This is a genomic window from Pseudomonas sp. SWRI111 (assembly GCF_014268555.1).
In the GTDB taxonomy this organism is placed as follows: domain Bacteria; phylum Pseudomonadota; class Gammaproteobacteria; order Pseudomonadales; family Pseudomonadaceae; genus Aquipseudomonas; species Aquipseudomonas hamedanensis.
Genome location: NZ_JABWQQ010000009.1, coordinates 156,832 through 173,190, shown reverse-complemented (window position 1 = coordinate 173,190; position 16,359 = coordinate 156,832). Strand labels below are relative to the sequence as shown.

General features: G+C 60.0%; 17 protein-coding genes. All 17 read left to right on the top strand.

What is annotated here, in order from left to right; translation table 11 throughout:
* Window positions 1-72 precede the first annotated feature (72 nt).
* Window positions 73-1,317 carry a beta-ketoacyl-ACP synthase II gene (gene fabF / locus HU755_RS13310; protein ID WP_186620762.1) on the top strand — a complete coding sequence of 415 codons (1,245 nt, stop codon included), beginning with the start codon at window positions 73-75 and terminating at the stop codon, window positions 1,315-1,317.
* Complete coding sequence (gene pabC / locus HU755_RS13305; RefSeq protein WP_186633267.1) at window positions 1,317-2,132, top strand: aminodeoxychorismate lyase; 816 nt, start codon at window positions 1,317-1,319, stop codon at window positions 2,130-2,132. Before fabF ends, pabC begins: the two co-directional genes overlap by 1 nt.
* 3 nt (window positions 2,133-2,135) lie before the next feature.
* Entirely contained in the window at window positions 2,136-3,317 is a 1,182-nt protein-coding gene (mltG, locus tag HU755_RS13300) for an endolytic transglycosylase MltG (RefSeq protein ID WP_186633262.1), read from the top strand.
* A 19-nt stretch (window positions 3,318-3,336) separates the two neighbouring features.
* Entirely contained in the window at window positions 3,337-3,969 is a 633-nt protein-coding gene (gene tmk, locus HU755_RS13295; RefSeq protein ID WP_186546973.1) for a dTMP kinase, read from the top strand.
* Entirely contained in the window at window positions 3,962-4,945 is a 984-nt protein-coding gene (locus HU755_RS13290) for a DNA polymerase III subunit delta' (protein WP_186620741.1), read from the top strand. Before tmk ends, HU755_RS13290 begins: the two co-directional genes overlap by 8 nt.
* Window positions 4,946-4,987: 42 nt before the next feature.
* Entirely contained in the window at window positions 4,988-5,344 is a 357-nt protein-coding gene (locus HU755_RS13285; protein WP_186546975.1) for a PilZ domain-containing protein, read from the top strand.
* A 14-nt stretch (window positions 5,345-5,358) separates the two neighbouring features.
* The gene (locus HU755_RS13280) at window positions 5,359-6,150 is read left to right on the top strand and encodes a TatD family hydrolase (protein WP_186633259.1); all 792 of its coding nucleotides are present in this window, start codon (window positions 5,359-5,361) and stop codon (window positions 6,148-6,150) included.
* Between the two features lie 350 nt (window positions 6,151-6,500).
* On the top strand, window positions 6,501-7,139 hold the full coding sequence (locus HU755_RS13275) for a TetR/AcrR family transcriptional regulator (protein WP_090285183.1): 639 nt from the start codon (window positions 6,501-6,503) through the stop codon (window positions 7,137-7,139).
* Between the two features lie 137 nt (window positions 7,140-7,276).
* Window positions 7,277-8,245: a GTP 3',8-cyclase MoaA gene (locus tag HU755_RS13270; RefSeq protein ID WP_186633256.1), complete on the top strand. Its 969-nt coding sequence runs from the start codon at window positions 7,277-7,279 to the stop codon at window positions 8,243-8,245.
* Window positions 8,246-8,415: 170 nt separating this feature from the next.
* Window positions 8,416-9,021, top strand: a complete 606-nt coding sequence (locus tag HU755_RS13265) for a DUF4823 domain-containing protein (RefSeq protein WP_186546978.1) — start codon at window positions 8,416-8,418, stop codon at window positions 9,019-9,021.
* Between the two features lie 15 nt (window positions 9,022-9,036).
* The gene (locus HU755_RS13260) at window positions 9,037-9,597 is read left to right on the top strand and encodes a DUF1285 domain-containing protein (RefSeq protein ID WP_186633253.1); all 561 of its coding nucleotides are present in this window, start codon (window positions 9,037-9,039) and stop codon (window positions 9,595-9,597) included.
* A 193-nt stretch (window positions 9,598-9,790) separates the two neighbouring features.
* Window positions 9,791-10,507, top strand: coding sequence for a FadR/GntR family transcriptional regulator (locus HU755_RS13255; protein ID WP_186546980.1), 717 nt, complete (start codon window positions 9,791-9,793; stop codon window positions 10,505-10,507).
* Window positions 10,508-10,653: 146 nt separating this feature from the next.
* Window positions 10,654-11,529 (top strand): SMP-30/gluconolactonase/LRE family protein, encoded by an 876-nt coding sequence (locus HU755_RS13250; protein ID WP_186633250.1) that lies wholly within the window; start codon window positions 10,654-10,656, stop codon window positions 11,527-11,529.
* A gap of 270 nt (window positions 11,530-11,799) precedes the next feature.
* Window positions 11,800-12,618, top strand: coding sequence for an SDR family oxidoreductase (locus tag HU755_RS13245; protein ID WP_186633247.1), 819 nt, complete (start codon window positions 11,800-11,802; stop codon window positions 12,616-12,618).
* Window positions 12,619-12,755: 137 nt separating this feature from the next.
* Window positions 12,756-13,760: a substrate-binding domain-containing protein gene (locus HU755_RS13240; RefSeq protein WP_186546983.1), complete on the top strand. Its 1,005-nt coding sequence runs from the start codon at window positions 12,756-12,758 to the stop codon at window positions 13,758-13,760.
* A 53-nt stretch (window positions 13,761-13,813) separates the two neighbouring features.
* Window positions 13,814-15,358 (top strand): L-arabinose ABC transporter ATP-binding protein AraG, encoded by a 1,545-nt coding sequence (gene araG, locus HU755_RS13235; protein WP_186633243.1) that lies wholly within the window; start codon window positions 13,814-13,816, stop codon window positions 15,356-15,358.
* A gap of 12 nt (window positions 15,359-15,370) precedes the next feature.
* A complete protein-coding gene (gene araH / locus HU755_RS13230; protein ID WP_186546985.1) occupies window positions 15,371-16,339 on the top strand; it encodes an L-arabinose ABC transporter permease AraH in 969 nt (322 codons plus the stop codon).
* Window positions 16,340-16,359 lie beyond the last annotated feature (20 nt).

Here is a 16,359-nt window from a genome sequence, read left to right as displayed (position 1 = left end):
GCACTGCCATCATGGCGTGCGGTTTTTTCTTTAGGCCTGATGCAAAATCGTCATCTGAAAAAGGAGAGTGCTGTGTCGCGTAGACGCGTCGTAGTCACCGGTATGGGTATGTTGTCGCCACTGGGCACCACTGTGCTGAGCAGTTGGCAGGGCATTCTGGCTGGCCGCAGTGGCATTGGTCTGATCGAACACACCGACCTTTCTGCCTACTCCACCCGCTTCGGCGGTTCGGTAAAGGGCTTCAATGTCGAGGAATATCTGCCGGTCAAGGAAGCGCGCAGGCTCGACCTGTTCATTCAGTACGGCCTCGCTGCAGGCGTTCAGGCAATGAACAACGCCGGGCTGCAAGTCACTGACGCCAACCGTGAGCGCATCGGCGTCGCCATGGGTTCGGGTATCGGCGGTCTGACCAATATCGAAGAGACCAGCCACGCACTGCATGAGTCGGGCCCACGCAAGATTTCGCCATTCTTCGTGCCTGGTTCGATCATCAATATGATTTCCGGTTGCCTGTCTATCCATCTGAAAGTGCAGGGACCCAACTACGCCATCGCCACGGCCTGTACCACCGGTACGCACTGCATTGGCATGGCGGCGCGCAACATCATGTACGACGAAGCCGATGTAATGATCGCCGGCGGTGCTGAAATGGCCGCATGCGGTTTGGGCATGGGCGGCTTTGGCGCGTCCCGTGCGCTGTCGACCCGCAATGGCGAGCCGACCCGCGCCAGCCGTCCCTGGGACAAGGACCGTGACGGTTTTGTCCTGTCCGACGGTGCCGGAGCGCTGGTGCTCGAAGAGTTGGAGCACGCCAAGGCGCGCGGTGCGACCATCTACGCCGAGCTGATCGGCTTCGGTACCAGCGGCGATGCGTACCATATGACCTCGCCGCCCTGCGACGGCGCCGGGGCTGCACGCTGCATCACCAATGCGCTGCGCGATGCGAAGATCAACGCCGATCAGGTGCAATACATCAACGCTCACGGTACTTCGACCCCGGCTGGCGACCTCGCCGAAGCCAACGCAATAAAGTCCGTGTTCGGTGATCACGCCTACAAACTGGCGGTCAGTTCCACCAAGTCCATGACTGGTCACCTTCTGGGTGCGGCGGGCGCGGTCGAGGCGATCTTCAGTGTGCTGGCAATCAACGGTCAGGTCGCGCCGCCGACCATCAACCTTGATGAGCCGGGCGAAGGCTGCGATCTCGACTTTGTGCCGCACACCGCGCGCAACATGGACATCGATGTCGTGTTGTCCAACTCGTTCGGGTTCGGCGGCACCAACGGCACCTTGGCCTTCCGTCGGTTTGCAGGCTGATGGACTGCTGGGTCGACGGTCAACCGGCTGACAGTCTGTCGCTGAAAGATCGCGGCCTGGCCTACGGCGACGGTCTGTTCGAGACCATCGCCGTGCACGGTGGCCAACCGATCCTGCTGGATCGGCACCTGGCGCGTTTAGCCGATGGCTGCACGCGTCTGGCCATCGCTGCAGACATCGAGCTGATCCGCGCCGAGCTGCTCAGCTATGCGGCAGCGATGAGCACGGGTGTGCTCAAGCTTATCCTCACCCGGGGTGACGGCTTGCGCGGCTATGCACCCGATCCGGCGGCACCGGGCCGGCGTATTCTGCAAGGCAACCCTCCTGCGGTGTATCCCGCTGTTCACGGCGAAGCCGGTATTCGTCTGTTCCCATGCAATACGCGCCTGTCCAGGCAGCCTTTGCTCGCCGGGCTCAAACACCTGAATCGACTGGAGCAGGTTCTCGCCCGTGCCGAATGGCAGGATGACGAGCATGCCGAAGGCTTGATGCTCGATCAGGCGGGGCGAGTCATCGAAGGCGTGTTCAGCAATCTGTTCCTGGTGCGCGACGGTGTCTTGATCACGCCTGATTTGAAGCGTTGCGGGGTCGCCGGGGTGATGCGCAGCGAAATATTGTTTCAGGCCGAGTCGTTGGCAATTCCCAGCCAAATCGCCGATATCAGCCTGGAACAGCTGCAATGGGCCGATGAAGTGTTTGTCTGCAACAGCGTGTATGGCGTCTGGCCGGTGCGCGCCTACGCTGCACTGAGCTGGCCGGTTGGCCCGCTCACCCGTAAACTGCAAACCATTGCCCGCGCGCTACTGGATGCTTGATTCGTGAGACGTAAACTATTGCTGCTGCTGGAAACCGGACTGGTTCTGGCGGGGCTGCTGTTGGGCGCCAGCGCCTGGAAGATTCATTCCGCACTGGAACAGCCCCTGAACATCACGCAGGAAGAACTGCTGGATGTGCCGAAAGGCTCTACACCGACCCGGACTTTTCTGGGGCTCGAAACCGATGGCGTCATCCGGGACGCGTTCTGGCTCCGAGTGTACTGGCGCTTCAATCTTGCCGGCACGCCGATCCACAGCGGCGAATACCGCATGCAGCCGGGCATGACCGTCAACGGTCTGATCGACTCGTGGAAGCGAGGCGATGTGGTGCAATACAGCCTGACCCTGGTCGAAGGCTGGAACTTTCAGCAAGTACGCGCCGCTTTGGCCAAGGATGAGAAGCTCACTCAAACTTTGAGCGGTCTGAGCGACAGTGAGGTGATGGCAAAGATCGGCCACAAGGGCTTGTTTCCTGAGGGCCGGTTCTTTCCTGACACCTATCGTTTCGTGCGGGGTATGTCGGATGCCGAGTTGCTGAAAAAAGCCTTCGATCGCCTCGACGAAGTGCTCGCCAGGGAATGGGAGCAACGTTCGGCCGATGTGCCTTATACCGAACCCTATCAAGCGCTGATCATGGCCTCGCTGGTCGAGAAGGAGACCGGTGTGCCTCAGGAGCGCGGTCAGATTGCTGGCGTGTTTGTGCGGCGCATGGCCTTGGGCATGCAGTTGCAAACCGATCCGACCGTTATCTACGGTTTGGGCGATCGCTACACCGGCAAACTGACCCGCGCGCACCTGAAAGAGCCGACGCCGTACAACACTTACGTGATTCCCGGTTTGCCGCCGACACCGATTGCAATGGTCGGGCGTGAAGCGATTCACGCCGCGCTTAATCCGGTGGCGGGCACCAGCCTGTATTTCGTCGCCCGTGGCGATGGCAGCCATGTGTTTTCCGACGACCTCGACGCGCATAACAACGCGGTGCGTGAATACCAGCTCAAGCGCCGCGCCGACTATCGTTCAAGCCCCGCGCCGGTGACAACGCCGCAAACGGCTCCGGCGGACGATGAGGCGATTCCCGCGGCCTCGCCGAACACCGCGCCCGAAGCGCTGCCGCCAGTGCCGCCGCAGTCACCTGCGCCGGTCGCGGAACCTGAAGCCGATGCCCCGCAAAACGCGCAATGACTTTGATTAAGGACTGCCTGTGACTGGCTTGTTTATTACCCTGGAAGGCCCGGAAGGCGCCGGCAAGAGCACCAATCGCGAATACCTCGCCGAGCGCCTGCGCGCCGCGGGTGTCGAAGTGGTGCTGACCCGCGAGCCCGGAGGCACGCCGCTGGCCGAGCGGATTCGCGAGGTGCTGCTGGCACCGGCCGATGAAGTGATGAACCCGGACGCCGAGCTGTTGTTGGTCTTCGCCGCACGTGCGCAGCATCTGGCAGAAGTGATTCGCCCGGCGCTGGCCCGTGGCGCCGTGGTTCTGTGTGATCGCTTTACCGACTCGACCTACGCTTATCAGGGCGGCGGTCGCGGTTTGTCGCTGGAGCGCATTGCCACGCTGGAAACCTTCGTACAGGGCGACTTGCGTCCCGATCTGACGCTGATTTTCGATCTGCCAGTGGAAATCGGCCTGGCCCGTGCCAGTGCGCGGGGGCGGCTGGATCGTTTCGAGCTGGAAGGCCGGGCGTTTTTCGAGAGCGTGCGTAATGCGTTTCTCAAGCGTGCCGAAGCCGATCCTGCGCGCTATGTGCGCATTGATGCCGGTCAGCCATTGACCAAGGTGCAACAATCGCTGGATACCTTGCTGCCGAACTTGCTGGAGCTGGCCCGTGGCTGAGGCCTACCCATGGCAGGCCAGCCTCTGGCAGCAACTGGCCGGACGCAGTCAGCATGCCCACGCCTATTTGCTGCACGGTCCGGCCGGGATCGGCAAACGCGCGCTCGCCGAGCGATTGATGGCCAGCCTGCTGTGTCAGCGCCCGACGCCCGAGGCGTGCGGTGAGTGCAAATCCTGCCTGTTGCTCAGGGCCGGCAGTCACCCGGACAACTACATTCTCGAACCGGAAGAAGCCGACAAGGCGATCAAGGTTGATCAGGTTCGCGATCTGGTCAGTTTCGTGGTGCAGACCGCACAACTGGGCGGGCGCAAGGTGGTGCTGATCGAGCCGGTGGAGTCGATGAATATCAACGCCGCCAACGCTTTGCTCAAAAGTCTTGAAGAACCTTCCGGCGATACCGTTCTGCTACTGGTCAGCCATCAGACCAGTCGTCTGCTGCCGACCATCAAGAGCCGTTGCGTACAGCAGGCCTGCCCGCTACCGGGCGAAGCGATGAGCCTGCAATGGTTGGCTCAGGCGCTTCCTGATTGCTCCGAAGAAGAGCGCGTCGAGTTGCTGACGCTCGCGGCCGGCTCGCCCCTGATGGCGGTCACCCTCCAGTCTCAGGGCGTGCGTGAGCAGCGTGCGCAAGTGGTCGAAGGCGTCAAGAGGCTGCTCAAGCAGCAGCAATCGCCGACGCAACTGGCCGAAGAGTGGAAGAACATTCCGATGCTGCGCCTGTTCGATTGGTTCTGCGACTGGTCGAGCCTGATCCTGCGCTATCAGCTGACACAGGATGAAGCTGGCCTCGGCCTGAACGATATGCGCAAGGTCGTGCAATATCTGGCGCAGAAAAGTGCGCAGGGCAAAGTGCTCGATATTCAGGACTGGATTCTCGCCCAGCGCCAGAAAGTCCTGAGTAAGGCCAATCTCAATCCGGCGCTGCTGCTCGAAGCATTGTTGGTGCAATGGGCGGGATTGCCTGGTCAAAGATAGAAATGTGTACCTAGACTCTGAATGTCAGCAGTGGAGGTCAGCATGATTGAATCCGTCAGCCCAGGGCCGCGCAACGGCATCTTGTCCCTGACCATCAAGGACAAGGCCGTGCTTTACGCCGCTTATATGCCATTTATCAAGAATGGCGGCCTGTTCATCCCGACCAACAAAAGCTACAAGTTGGGCGACGAGGTGTTCATGCTGCTGCATCTGATGGATGAAGCGGAGAAAATTCCGGTCGCCGGAAAAGTCACCTGGATCACCCCCAAAGGTGCACAAGGCAATCGCGCGGCGGGTGTCGGCGTACAGTTCAACGATGGCGACAACACCGCGCGCAGTCGCATCGAAACCCATCTGGCCGGAGCGATGAAGTCCGACCGTCCCACTCATACGATGTAAGTTGCAGCCCTTTTATGCTCGTAGATTCCCATTGTCACCTTGATCGCCTCGACCTCACTGCCCATGACGGCTCGCTGGAAGCCGCACTGGATGCCGCCCGCGCGCGCGGGGTGGGGCACTTTCTGTGTATCGGTGTAAGCGCCGACAACGCCGCCGACGTCAAAACCCTTGCCGAGCGTTACGACGACGTCGATTGTTCCGTCGGCGTTCATCCGCTGGATGTGCAGCCCGGCGCGGCTCCGGCGCTGGACTGGCTGCTGCGCGAACTCGATCACCCGAAAGTGGTGGCGATCGGTGAAACCGGTCTGGACTATCACTACGAGCCGGAGGCTGCCGAGTTGCAACAGGCGTCGTTCCGCCTGCACCTGCAAGCGGCGCAACAGACCGGCAAACCGGTGATCATCCACACCCGCGGCGCCCGTGCCGACACCCTCGAACTGCTGCGCGAAGCGGCGCTGCCTCAAGCCGGCGTGTTGCATTGCTTCACCGAAGACTGGGACATGGCCAAGGCTGCGCTGGACATGGGCTATTACATTTCCTTGTCAGGCATTGTCACGTTCCGCAACGCCGACGCGCTGCGCGATGTGGCGAGCAAGGTCCCGGCCGATCGCCTGCTGGTTGAAACCGATTCGCCGTATCTGGCGCCGATTCCGTATCGCGGCAAGCCCAACCTGCCGCAGTACGTGCGCGAAGTGGCTGAGTTCCTGGCGATGCTGCGCGGTGAGAACTACGAGCGTTTTGCCGAGCAGACCACGGAAAACTTCAAGCGGCTGTTCCCGCTCGCCAGTGTTAAATCTGCCGCGTGACGGCTGGCTGAATCGCAGGCAAAAAAAACCCGGGTTCTGGGGGGTGAATCCGGGTTAAGACCATTAGGAGTAAAACAAAGGCACGCGGTCCGTTGGTACCTTTATCGGCGCGGCACTTGGGGGAGATGCCGCCCGACAGTTCAAGTATTGATCAGTCTGGCGTGCAGTCCAGTGAGCCGGTCGGGGTTTTTAAACAAATTTGGAATACGTTCGCTTCAGTTGAGTTCTCATTCCCTCCGAAACGTTCTCAAAATGAACAGCAAACACAGATATGGTCGGATGATCCGTGCATTTTTGCGCAAGTTAGGCATAATACGCGGCTTCGATTTTGACCCTTCAGACCTTTTCTTATGCACAAAGAACCTCGTAAGGTCCGTGAGTTTCGTCGCCGCGAGCAAGAAATTCTCGATACCGCGCTCAAGCTGTTCCTCGAACAAGGTGAAGACAGCGTCACCGTCGAGATGATTGCTGATGCCGTGGGTATCGGCAAAGGCACGATCTACAAACACTTCAAATCCAAGGCGGAGATCTATCTGCGCCTGATGCTCGACTACGAGCGCGATCTGAATGAGCTGCTGCATTCGGCCGACGTCGACAAGGACAAGGAGGCGCTGTCGCGCGCCTACTTCGAATTCCGCATGCGCGACCCGCAGCGCTACCGTCTGTTCGACCGACTCGAAGAGAAGGTGGTCAAGGGCAATCAGGTGCCGGAGATGGTCGAGGAGCTGCATAAGATCCGGGCCTCGAACTTCGAACGCCTGACCCTGCTGATCAAGGGGCGTATCAGCGAAGGCAAGCTGGAAGACGTGCCGCCGTATTTCCATTATTGCGCGGCCTGGGCTCTGGTGCACGGCGCAGTTGCGCTGTATCACTCGCCGTTCTGGAGCAATGTGCTGGAAGATCAGGAAGGTTTCTTCCAGTTCCTGATGGACATCGGCGTGCGCATGGGCAACAAGCGCAAGCGTGATCCGGAAACGCCGAGCAGTTGAGTCATTCAGATGCTTGATTGCGCCGTTATTTCGCTATTGGGCGCAATACCTCAGGAATATACTCAGGCATAGGGCTTGCTAAAACTTGATTTGTGAGTCAAGTTTTAGCGGCTCGAAATTCTATTGCCGGAGTGCTCATGATCGTTGACCGTCAAGGCAGGCGTTTTCGCAATTTGCGGATCAGCCTGACCTCTGCCTGCAATTACGCCTGCACCTACTGCGTGCCCAACGGCAAGCGGCTGGTCGCGGCGCAGGACGAATTGTCGGCCGACGCCATGGCGCGTGGCGTGGCGTACCTGATCGAAGCCGCCGGCATCGAACGCCTGCGCATCACCGGTGGCGAGCCACTGGTCAGCCCCAAGCTCGAATCCTTCATGAGCGCCATCGGCCAGATGGGCCTGGACGACATCAGCCTGACCACCAACGGTCAACTCCTCACGAAAAAGCTCCCGTTGCTGGTGGACGCCGGTCTGCGTCGGATCAACGTGTCCCTCGATACTCTCGATGCTGCGGCCTTCCGCAGCATCGCCCGTGGCGGCGACCTGGCGAGCGTGCTCGACGGCATGGAGCAGGCTGCGGCGGCAGGCATGAAAATCAAAGTCAACATGGTGCCGCTGCGTGGGCAGAACCTTGATCAGGTGCTGCCGTTGCTTGATTACTGCCTGGAGCGCGGGTTCGAATTGCGTTTCATCGAGCTGATGCGCATGGGCCACTTGGCCAAAGATGCCAACGCGTTCCTGCAACAGTTCGTCAGCCTGCAGCAATTGCTGACGCTGATCGGCGAGCGCTACGAGTATGCGCAAACCGACGCGCCAGTCGATGCCACGGCGGTGCGGTATGCGATTGCGGGACGCGGCAACTTCGGCGTGATCGCCAACGAAAGCGTGCCGTTCTGCAGAACCTGCTCGCGGTTGCGCCTGTCTTCCACCGGCTGGCTGCACGGTTGCCTGTCGTCGAGCAACCGCCACTATGTCGGGGACCTGCTCGACAAGCCGCGCCATGAGGCATTGCCGGCGTTGCAGCGTTTGCTGGTGAAAGCGTTGGGAGACAAACAGGAAGTGGCGTTTTCAGGTGGTGCGACGGTCATGAAAATCATTGGCGGCTGATTAACCGCTTTCGCGAGCAGGCTCGCTCCCACAGGGGAATGCAATCCAAAAAGTGGGAGCGAGCCTGCTCGCGAATGCGATCTATCATTCGGCAGAGAACAGAGCTGGCGCAAAAGCTGCATTCAATGGCCATTCGCCGGTTTTCCGTCACCGGCCTTTGGAGGAATACGATGCGTAGCCTGGTTTTGCTGCTGGCCGTTTTGGCGCTTGGCGGCTGTATGACTGTCAGCGATATGGCCGAAGGCACTCGCGACCAGATGAGCGATGCAGGGTTGCTGGACCACAGCGACAGCCGGCGCGTGAACAATTTCCGCATTCAGCCGGACTCGTTCATCTACATCGCCCAGGGTGCTTTTGCCCCGCCGGGTGGTTCTTATCCGCGACCGAACGTGGTCGCTGAAGAAGCCTTCAAGGGCTTTATCGAATACTTCCCGATGGTCCGCCGCGCCCGTGCGCCGGAAGGCCTCGACCAGGCCATGGGCGAAGCCCGCGATGCCGGCGCGCATTACCTGCTGTACACGCGTTTCGCCAGGGCTGACGACCGCATCGGCAACTCCGACGAGTGGCTGGATGAGGAGGCCGTGGATCGTCTCGGCATCGACGGCGGAGTGATTCAGATCATGTTGATCGAGACCAGTACCCAGTATTTGATTGATACTGCACGGATCAAGAGTCGTGGCGGTTTACTGACGTTCCACGATAACAAACCCGAGGACCTGATCGGCCCGCCGCTGACGCAATATGCGCGCAGCCTGCTGGGGATCGGCAACCAGTAAACACAGGAGTACGCCATGAGTGGCCCGCAAAAAGCCAATGACCTGTTGGGACAGATCCCGAAAACCAAAGGCTTGCCGCCGGTGCATTTGTGGAACCCGGATTTCTGTGGCGACATTGACATGCGCATTGCGCGCGACGGCATCTGGTATTACCTGGGCACGCCGATCGGACGCAAGCCGATGGTCAAGTTGTTCTCCACGATCATCCGTCGCGACGGTGATGATTACTTTCTGATCACGCCAGTCGAGAAAGTCGGGATCAAGGTCGATGACGCGCCCTTCGTGGCGATTGCCGTGGAGGTGGAGGGCGAGGGCGAGGCGCAGGTTCTGCGTTTTACCACCAACGTCGACGAAACCACCGAAGCGGGGCCTGAGCATCCGATCCGGGTCGAGATCGATCCGCAGACCCAGGAACCCGCGCCTTATGTGCATGTGCGCACCAACCTCGAAGCATTGATTCACCGTAATGTGTTTTACCAGTTGGTGGAACTGGCGGTGAGCCGCGAGATCGAGGGCCAGCGCTGGCTTGGGGTGTGGAGCGGCGGCGAGTTCTTTCGCATCGGTCTGGAACCCTGACATAAATTCCCTTGTAGGAGTGAGCCTGCTCGCGATAGCGGTATGACAGTCGACATTTGCTTTGACTGGTACACCGCTATCGCGAGCAGGCTCACTCCTACATTTGTTTTGTGTTTCAGCTGAAAATCCTGATTGACTCTTATTCATATGATGATTAGCGTAGGCACCCATCGCGATCTGCCTTGAGGTGTCCATGTCCAGCAGCTTTCATGCGTCGACGGTCGACTGGCTTGGCAGCTGGATTGCCGCCGGCCAGGTCAAACCGGGCCAGACCATCAAAGTCGAGGCAGACCTGGGCGAACAGCTGGGCGTCAGCCGCACGGTCATTCGCGAAGCGATCAAAACCCTCGTCGCCAAAGGCCTGCTCGAAGTCGGACCGAAAGTCGGCACGCGGGTGCTGCCGGTGCGGCGCTGGAACCTGTTTGATCCGCAAGTCGTCGGCTGGTTGTCGCGCAACGGCCTGCCGGAAAATTTCGTCGATGACCTGCTGGATTTACGCCGCACCATCGAACCGATGGCCGTGCGCTGGGCTTGCGAACGAGCCACACCGGAGCAGATCGAAGCGGTGCAATTGGCCTATAACGCCCTTGAACGTGCCGTCGACAGTGGCAGCGATTACAACCGCGCCGACCAGGTCTTTCACGAATGCATTCTGGCCGCCAGCCATAATCAATTCATCGAGCAAATGGTGCCGGCCCTGGGCGCGCTGCTGGCGGTGTCATTCGAAGTGTCCGCCGCCGACCCCGATGAACTGCGCCGCACCTTGCCGATCCACAAAGACATGGCCGACGCCATCGCTGCGCGGGATTCGACCCGTGGCGTGTGGGCGTGCATGACACTGATCGACAACGCCGATCTGGCGATCAAACGGTTTTACCCGAAAGTCATGGCCGACAAAAAAGCCAGCTGAAAAGCCAGCTGACACACACAGCCCTTGTAGGAGTGAGCCTGCTCGCGATGGCGGCGTGTCAGGCGACACCGTTGGTACTGAACCACCGCTTTCGCGAGCAGGCTCACTCCTACAATGAAAACAACAAGAAACATGAAGGATCAGACATGACCTGCACCGCCCTGACCCAACACCGCGCGCAACTCGGCGAAGGCCCGTTCTGGGATGCGCCGACCCAGGCGCTGTACTGGGTCGATATCGCCGGCAAACAAGCGCTGCGCCTGATCGGCCAGAACGTGCAAATCTGGCAGATGCCCGAGCACATCTCGGCATTCATCCCCTGCGCCAGCGGCGATGCACTGGTCACTCTGAGCAGCGGTGTCTATCGCCTCGACCTTGACTCTCCAGGCCTTGAACCACGCCTGAGCCTGTTCTGTGTCGCCGATCCGCAACCGGGCAACCGTCCCAATGAGGCCCGTTGCGATGCGTTGGGCCGACTGTGGCTGGGCACTATGCAAAACAACATCGGCGAGCAGGGCGAGGATCTGCCGATTGTGCGCCGTTCTGGTGGGCTGTTCCGCATCGATCCGGACCAGCGTGTGACGCCGCTGTTGCTCGGGCTGGGCATTCCCAATACGTTGCTCTGGAGCGATGACGGCACCACGCTGCTGTTTGGTGAAAGTCTCGACAGTACGCTCCACCGCTATTTCATTCACCCCGACGGTCATCTTGACGTCCCGCAGGTCTGGTACGGCCCGGACGCACAGGGCGGTCCCGACGGTTCGGCGGTGGACGCCGAAGGCTACGTATGGAATGCCCGCTGGGACGGCAGTTGCCTGTTGCGCCTGACGCCGGAGGGGCAGGTGGACCGTAAAATCGATCTGCCCGTCAGTCGCCCGACCAGTTGTGTATTCGGTGGCGAAGACCTGAAAACCCTGTACATCACCAGCGCCAAAAGTCCGCTCGACCACTCCCTGGATGGCGCCGTGCTGACGATGCGCGTCGATGTTGCAGGAAAACTCTGTACGCGTTTTGCCGGTTAGATCCCAAAATATGGGATGCAAAATTATATATTGAGATTATTTGCGGGTCGGGTTTATAGTCGGCTCCAGCAGTAACACGCACTCACACTTAAAAAGAACAAAACAGGTGAAGTGATGCAGCGAATCTTGATCGCACTCCCCAGCGGAGTCCGCGTCTCGCAACGGCTCAATGCCGTGAGCGACGCCTGTCTGTTTGATTCCCCATGCCGTCAAAACCGGACATCCATCGATGCCCGGTTTTTTTGCGCCTGCGCGCAGGAGGCCTGAGCCATGGCTGAAGCGCTGACATTGCCAGCCGTGCCACCACCGCCGAAAGGCGAACGCCTGCAAAACAAAGTGGTGTTGCTGACCGGCGCCGCGCAAGGCATCGGTGAGGCGATCGTCGCGGCGTTCGCTTCGCAGCAGGCAAAGCTGCTGATCAGCGATATTCAGGCTGACAAGGTGGAGCGGGTTGCCGCCCATTGGCGCGAGCAGGGCCATGACGTGCAGGCGCTCAAGGCTGACGTGTCGAGCCAGCAGGATCTGCACGCCCTGGCCAGACGCGCGGTGGAGTTGCATGGCCGCATCGACGTGCTGGTCAACTGCGCCGGGGTCAATGTCTTCCGCGATCCGCTGCAAATGACCGAAGAAGACTGGCGCCGTTGCTTCGCAATCGATCTGGATGGCGCCTGGTATGGCTGTAAAGCCGTGCTGCCACAGATGATCGAGCAGGGCGTCGGCAGCATCATCAATATCGCCTCGACCCATTCCAGCCACATCATTCCCGGCTGCTTTCCGTATCCGGTGGCCAAGCACGGTCTGCTCGGTCTGACCCGCGCCCTCGGCATCGAATACGCGCCGAAGGGTATTCGCGTCAATGCGATTGCGCCTGGCTACATCGAAACGCAATTGAACGTCGATTACTGGAACGGTTTCGCCGACCCGCAGGCCGAGCGTCAGCGTGCTTTCGACCTGCATCCGCCCAAGCGCATCGGTCAGCCGATTGAAGTGGCGATGACCGCGGTGTTCCTGGCCAGCGACGAAGCACCGTTTATCAACGCCTCGTGCATCACCATCGATGGTGGACGCTCGGTGATGTACCACGACTGAATGAAGCGGATTTCGAGCGCTGAACTACGCTTGAAATCCAATCATCATACGATATGACTATTTTCTAACAGCTTCACTGGAAACACAGTTCAACGCTTTTCAAACCTTGCTCAAAAAAAATAACAAGGAGTCATCTGATGAAACGTCGTTTCGGGATTCGTACCCTGTGCAGCACTGCCCTGGCGGTCACTGCGTTCAGCCTGAGCAGTGCGCTGCTCGCCGCCGATGCGGTGAAAATCGGTTTTCTGGTCAAGCAGGCCGAAGAACCGTGGTTCCAGACCGAGTGGGCTTTTGCCGAGAAAGCCGCCAAGGACAAGGGCTTTGAGCTGATCAAGATCGCCGTGCCGGATGGCGAGAAAACCCTCTCGGCGATCGACAGCCTGGCGGCCAACGGCGCCAAGGGCTTCGTGATCTGCCCGCCGGATGTGTCCCTCGGCCCGGCCATCATGGCCAAAGCCAAACTCAACGACCTGAAAGTGATTGCCGTGGACGACCGTTTCGTCGATGCCAACGGCAAGTTCATGGAAGACGTGCCGTACCTGGGCATGGCTGCATTCGAAGTCGGCCAGAAGCAGGGCGCTGCCATGGCCGCGGAAGCGAAGAAGCGTAACTGGGACTGGAAAGACACCTACGCGGTCGTCAACACCTACAACGAACTCGACACCGGCAAGAAACGCACTGACGGTTCGGTCGATGCCCTGAAGAAGGCCGGGATGCCTGCGGACCACATCCTCTTCGCCGCGCTGAAAACCCTCGACGTGCCGGGCAGCATGGACGCCACCAACTCGGCGCTGGTGAAGCTGCCGAGCGCGGCAAAAAACCTGATCATTGGCGGCATGAACGACAACACCGTGCTTGGCGGCGTGCGCGCCACCGAAGCCGCCGGTTTTGCCGCCGCCAATGTGATCGGCATCGGCATCAACGGTACCGACGCCATCGGCGAATTGAAAAAGCCCAACAGCGGCTTCTTCGGTTCGATGCTGCCAAGCCCGCACATCGAAGGCTACAAGACCGCCGAGATGATGTACGAGTGGGTCACCACCGGCAAAGAACCGCCGAAGTACACCGCCATGGATGACGTCACCCTGATCACCCGCGAGAACTTCAAGCAAGAGCTGGAAAAAATCGGCTTGTGGAACTGAGGCAGCGACGGCCCGGGCAGCCGGGCCGTTTTTCGGTGTGAAGAGGTGGCTTTATGCACGCGCAAGTACAGACACAACAACACAGCGCCAGTGGCAGCCTGCGTTTTAACGGGATCGGCAAAAGCTTTCCCGGCGTAAAAGCGCTCGACGGCATCAGCTTCGTCGCTCATCCCGGCCAGGTTCATGCCTTGATGGGCGAGAACGGCGCGGGCAAATCGACCCTGCTGAAGATTTTGGGTGGCGCCTATATTCCCAGCAGCGGCGAACTGCAGATCGGCGAGCAGACGATGGCGTTCAAGTCCACCGCCGACAGCATTGGCAGTGGCGTCGCGGTGATTCACCAAGAGCTGCATCTGGTTCCGGAAATGACCGTGGCCGAGAACCTGTTTCTGGGCCATCTGCCGGCCAGTTTCGGCCTGATCAATCGCGGCGTATTGCGTCAGCAAGCCTTGAGTTGCCTCAAAGGCCTGGCCGATGAAATCGACCCGCAGACCAAAGTCGGACGCTTGTCGCTCGGCCAGCGGCAGTTGGTGGAAATCGCCAAGGCGTTGTCCCGTGGCGCCCATGTCATCGCTTTCGACGAGCCGACCAGCAGCCTTTCGGCCCGCGAGATCGACCGCTTGATGGCGATCATCGGCCGCCTGCGCGACGAGGGCAAAGTCGTACTCTACGTTTCCCATCGCATGGAAGAAGTGTTCCGCATCTGCGACGCCGTGACCGTGTTCAAGGACGGCCGCTACGTGCGCACGTTCGACGACATGAGCCAGTTGACCCACGATCAGTTGGTGACGTGCATGGTCGGGCGCGACATTCAGGACATCTACGATTATCGCCATCGCCCACGCGGCGCCGTGGCGCTGAAAGTTGACGGGCTGCTCGGCCCGGGCCTGCGCGAGCCGATCAGTTTCGAGGCGCACAAGGGCGAAATCCTTGGCCTGTTCGGGCTGGTCGGGGCCGGGCGTACCGAGCTGTTTCGTTTGCTCAGCGGCCTGGAGCGCCACACTGCCGGACGCCTTGAACTGCGCGGCCACGAACTGACGTTGCGCTCACCGCGCGATGCGATTGCCGCGGGGATTCTGCTGTGCCCGGAGGACCGCAAGAAGGAAGGCATCATCCCGCTGGCCAGCGTTGCCGAGAACATCAACATCAGCGCCCGCGGTGCGCATTCCAGTTTGGGCTGTCTGATCCGTGGCTTGTGGGAAAAGGACAATGCCGACAAGCAGATCAAGGCGCTGAAAGTGAAAACCCCGCACGCCGGGCAGCAGATCAAATTCCTTTCCGGCGGCAACCAGCAGAAGGCCATTCTTGGCCGCTGGCTGTCGATGCCGATGAAGGTGCTGCTGCTCGACGAACCGACCCGTGGCATCGACATCGGCGCCAAGGCGGAGATCTACCAGATCATCCACAACCTCGCCGCCGACGGTATTTCGGTGATTGTGGTGTCCAGCGACCTGATGGAAGTGATGGGCATTTCCGACCGCATTCTGGTGCTGTGCGAAGGCGCCCTGCGCGGCGAAGTCAGCCGTGACCAGGCCAATGAATCCAACCTGCTGCAACTGGCTTTGCCGCGCCACCGCGCTGACGGCGTGGCGAACTGAGAGGTGACTATGATGACAACCCAAAACGAAACCCTGCCGACCGCGCGCAAACCCCTGGATCTACGCCGCTTCCTCGATGACTGGGTCATGCTGCTCGCGGCCGTCGGCATCTTTGTCGCCTGTACGCTGCTGATCGATAACTTCCTCTCGCCATTGAACATGCGCGGTCTGGGCCTGGCGATTTCCACCACCGGCATCGCCGCGTGCACCATGCTCTATTGCCTGGCGTCCGGGCACTTCGACCTGTCGGTCGGCTCGGTGATTGCCTGTGCCGGCGTGGTCGCGGCGGTGGTCATGCGCGACACCAACAGCGTGTTCCTCGGTGTCAGCGCAGCGCTGGTGATGGGCCTGATCGTCGGGCTGATCAACGGCATCGTGATCGCCAAGTTGCGAGTCAACGCGTTGATCACCACGTTGGCGACGATGCAGATTGTTCGTGGTCTGGCGTACATATTTGCCAACGGCAAAGCGGTGGGCGTGTCGCAGGAATCGTTCTTCGTGTTCGGTAACGGCCAGTTATTCGGTGTGCCGGTGCCGATCCTGATCACCATCGTCTGCTTCCTGTTCTTCGGCTGGCTGCTGAATTACACCACCTACGGGCGCAACACCATGGCCATTGGTGGCAACCAGGAAGCGGCGCTGCTGGCAGGCGTGAACGTTGACCGGACCAAGATCATCATCTTCGCCGTGCACGGCGTGATTGGTGCGCTGGCTGGCGTGATCCTGGCGTCGCGGATGACTTCCGGGCAGCCAATGATTGGCCAGGGTTTTGAGCTGACGGTGATATCTGCCTGCGTACTGGGCGGGGTGTCGCTGAGCGGCGGCATCGGCATGATCCGCCATGTGATTGCCGGGGTGTTGATTCTGGCGATCATCGAGAACGCGATGAACCTGAAGAACATCGATACGTTTTATCAGTATGTGATTCGGGGTTCGATCTTGCTTTTGGCCGTCGTCATTGACCGCTTGAAACAACGCTGACACAACCTAACTCCTGTAGG

Excerpts from the sequence above, each read along its gene's own strand:
- pabC (WP_186633267.1), top strand. The coding sequence starts at position 1,317 with ATGGACTGCTGGGTCGACGGTCAACCGGCTGACAGTCTGTCGCTGAAA.
- HU755_RS13285 (WP_186546975.1), top strand. The coding sequence starts at position 4,988 with ATGATTGAATCCGTCAGCCCAGGGCCGCGCAACGGCATCTTGTCCCTG.
- HU755_RS13280 (WP_186633259.1), top strand. The coding sequence starts at position 5,359 with ATGCTCGTAGATTCCCATTGTCACCTTGATCGCCTCGACCTCACTGCC.
- HU755_RS13275 (WP_090285183.1), top strand. The coding sequence starts at position 6,501 with ATGCACAAAGAACCTCGTAAGGTCCGTGAGTTTCGTCGCCGCGAGCAA.
- HU755_RS13270 (WP_186633256.1), top strand. The coding sequence starts at position 7,277 with ATGATCGTTGACCGTCAAGGCAGGCGTTTTCGCAATTTGCGGATCAGC.
- HU755_RS13265 (WP_186546978.1), top strand. The coding sequence starts at position 8,416 with ATGCGTAGCCTGGTTTTGCTGCTGGCCGTTTTGGCGCTTGGCGGCTGT.
- HU755_RS13260 (WP_186633253.1), top strand. The coding sequence starts at position 9,037 with ATGAGTGGCCCGCAAAAAGCCAATGACCTGTTGGGACAGATCCCGAAA.
- HU755_RS13255 (WP_186546980.1), top strand. The coding sequence starts at position 9,791 with ATGTCCAGCAGCTTTCATGCGTCGACGGTCGACTGGCTTGGCAGCTGG.
- HU755_RS13250 (WP_186633250.1), top strand. The coding sequence starts at position 10,654 with ATGACCTGCACCGCCCTGACCCAACACCGCGCGCAACTCGGCGAAGGC.
- HU755_RS13245 (WP_186633247.1), top strand. The coding sequence starts at position 11,800 with ATGGCTGAAGCGCTGACATTGCCAGCCGTGCCACCACCGCCGAAAGGC.
- HU755_RS13240 (WP_186546983.1), top strand. The coding sequence starts at position 12,756 with ATGAAACGTCGTTTCGGGATTCGTACCCTGTGCAGCACTGCCCTGGCG.
- araG (WP_186633243.1), top strand. The coding sequence starts at position 13,814 with ATGCACGCGCAAGTACAGACACAACAACACAGCGCCAGTGGCAGCCTG.
- araH (WP_186546985.1), top strand. The coding sequence starts at position 15,371 with ATGACAACCCAAAACGAAACCCTGCCGACCGCGCGCAAACCCCTGGAT.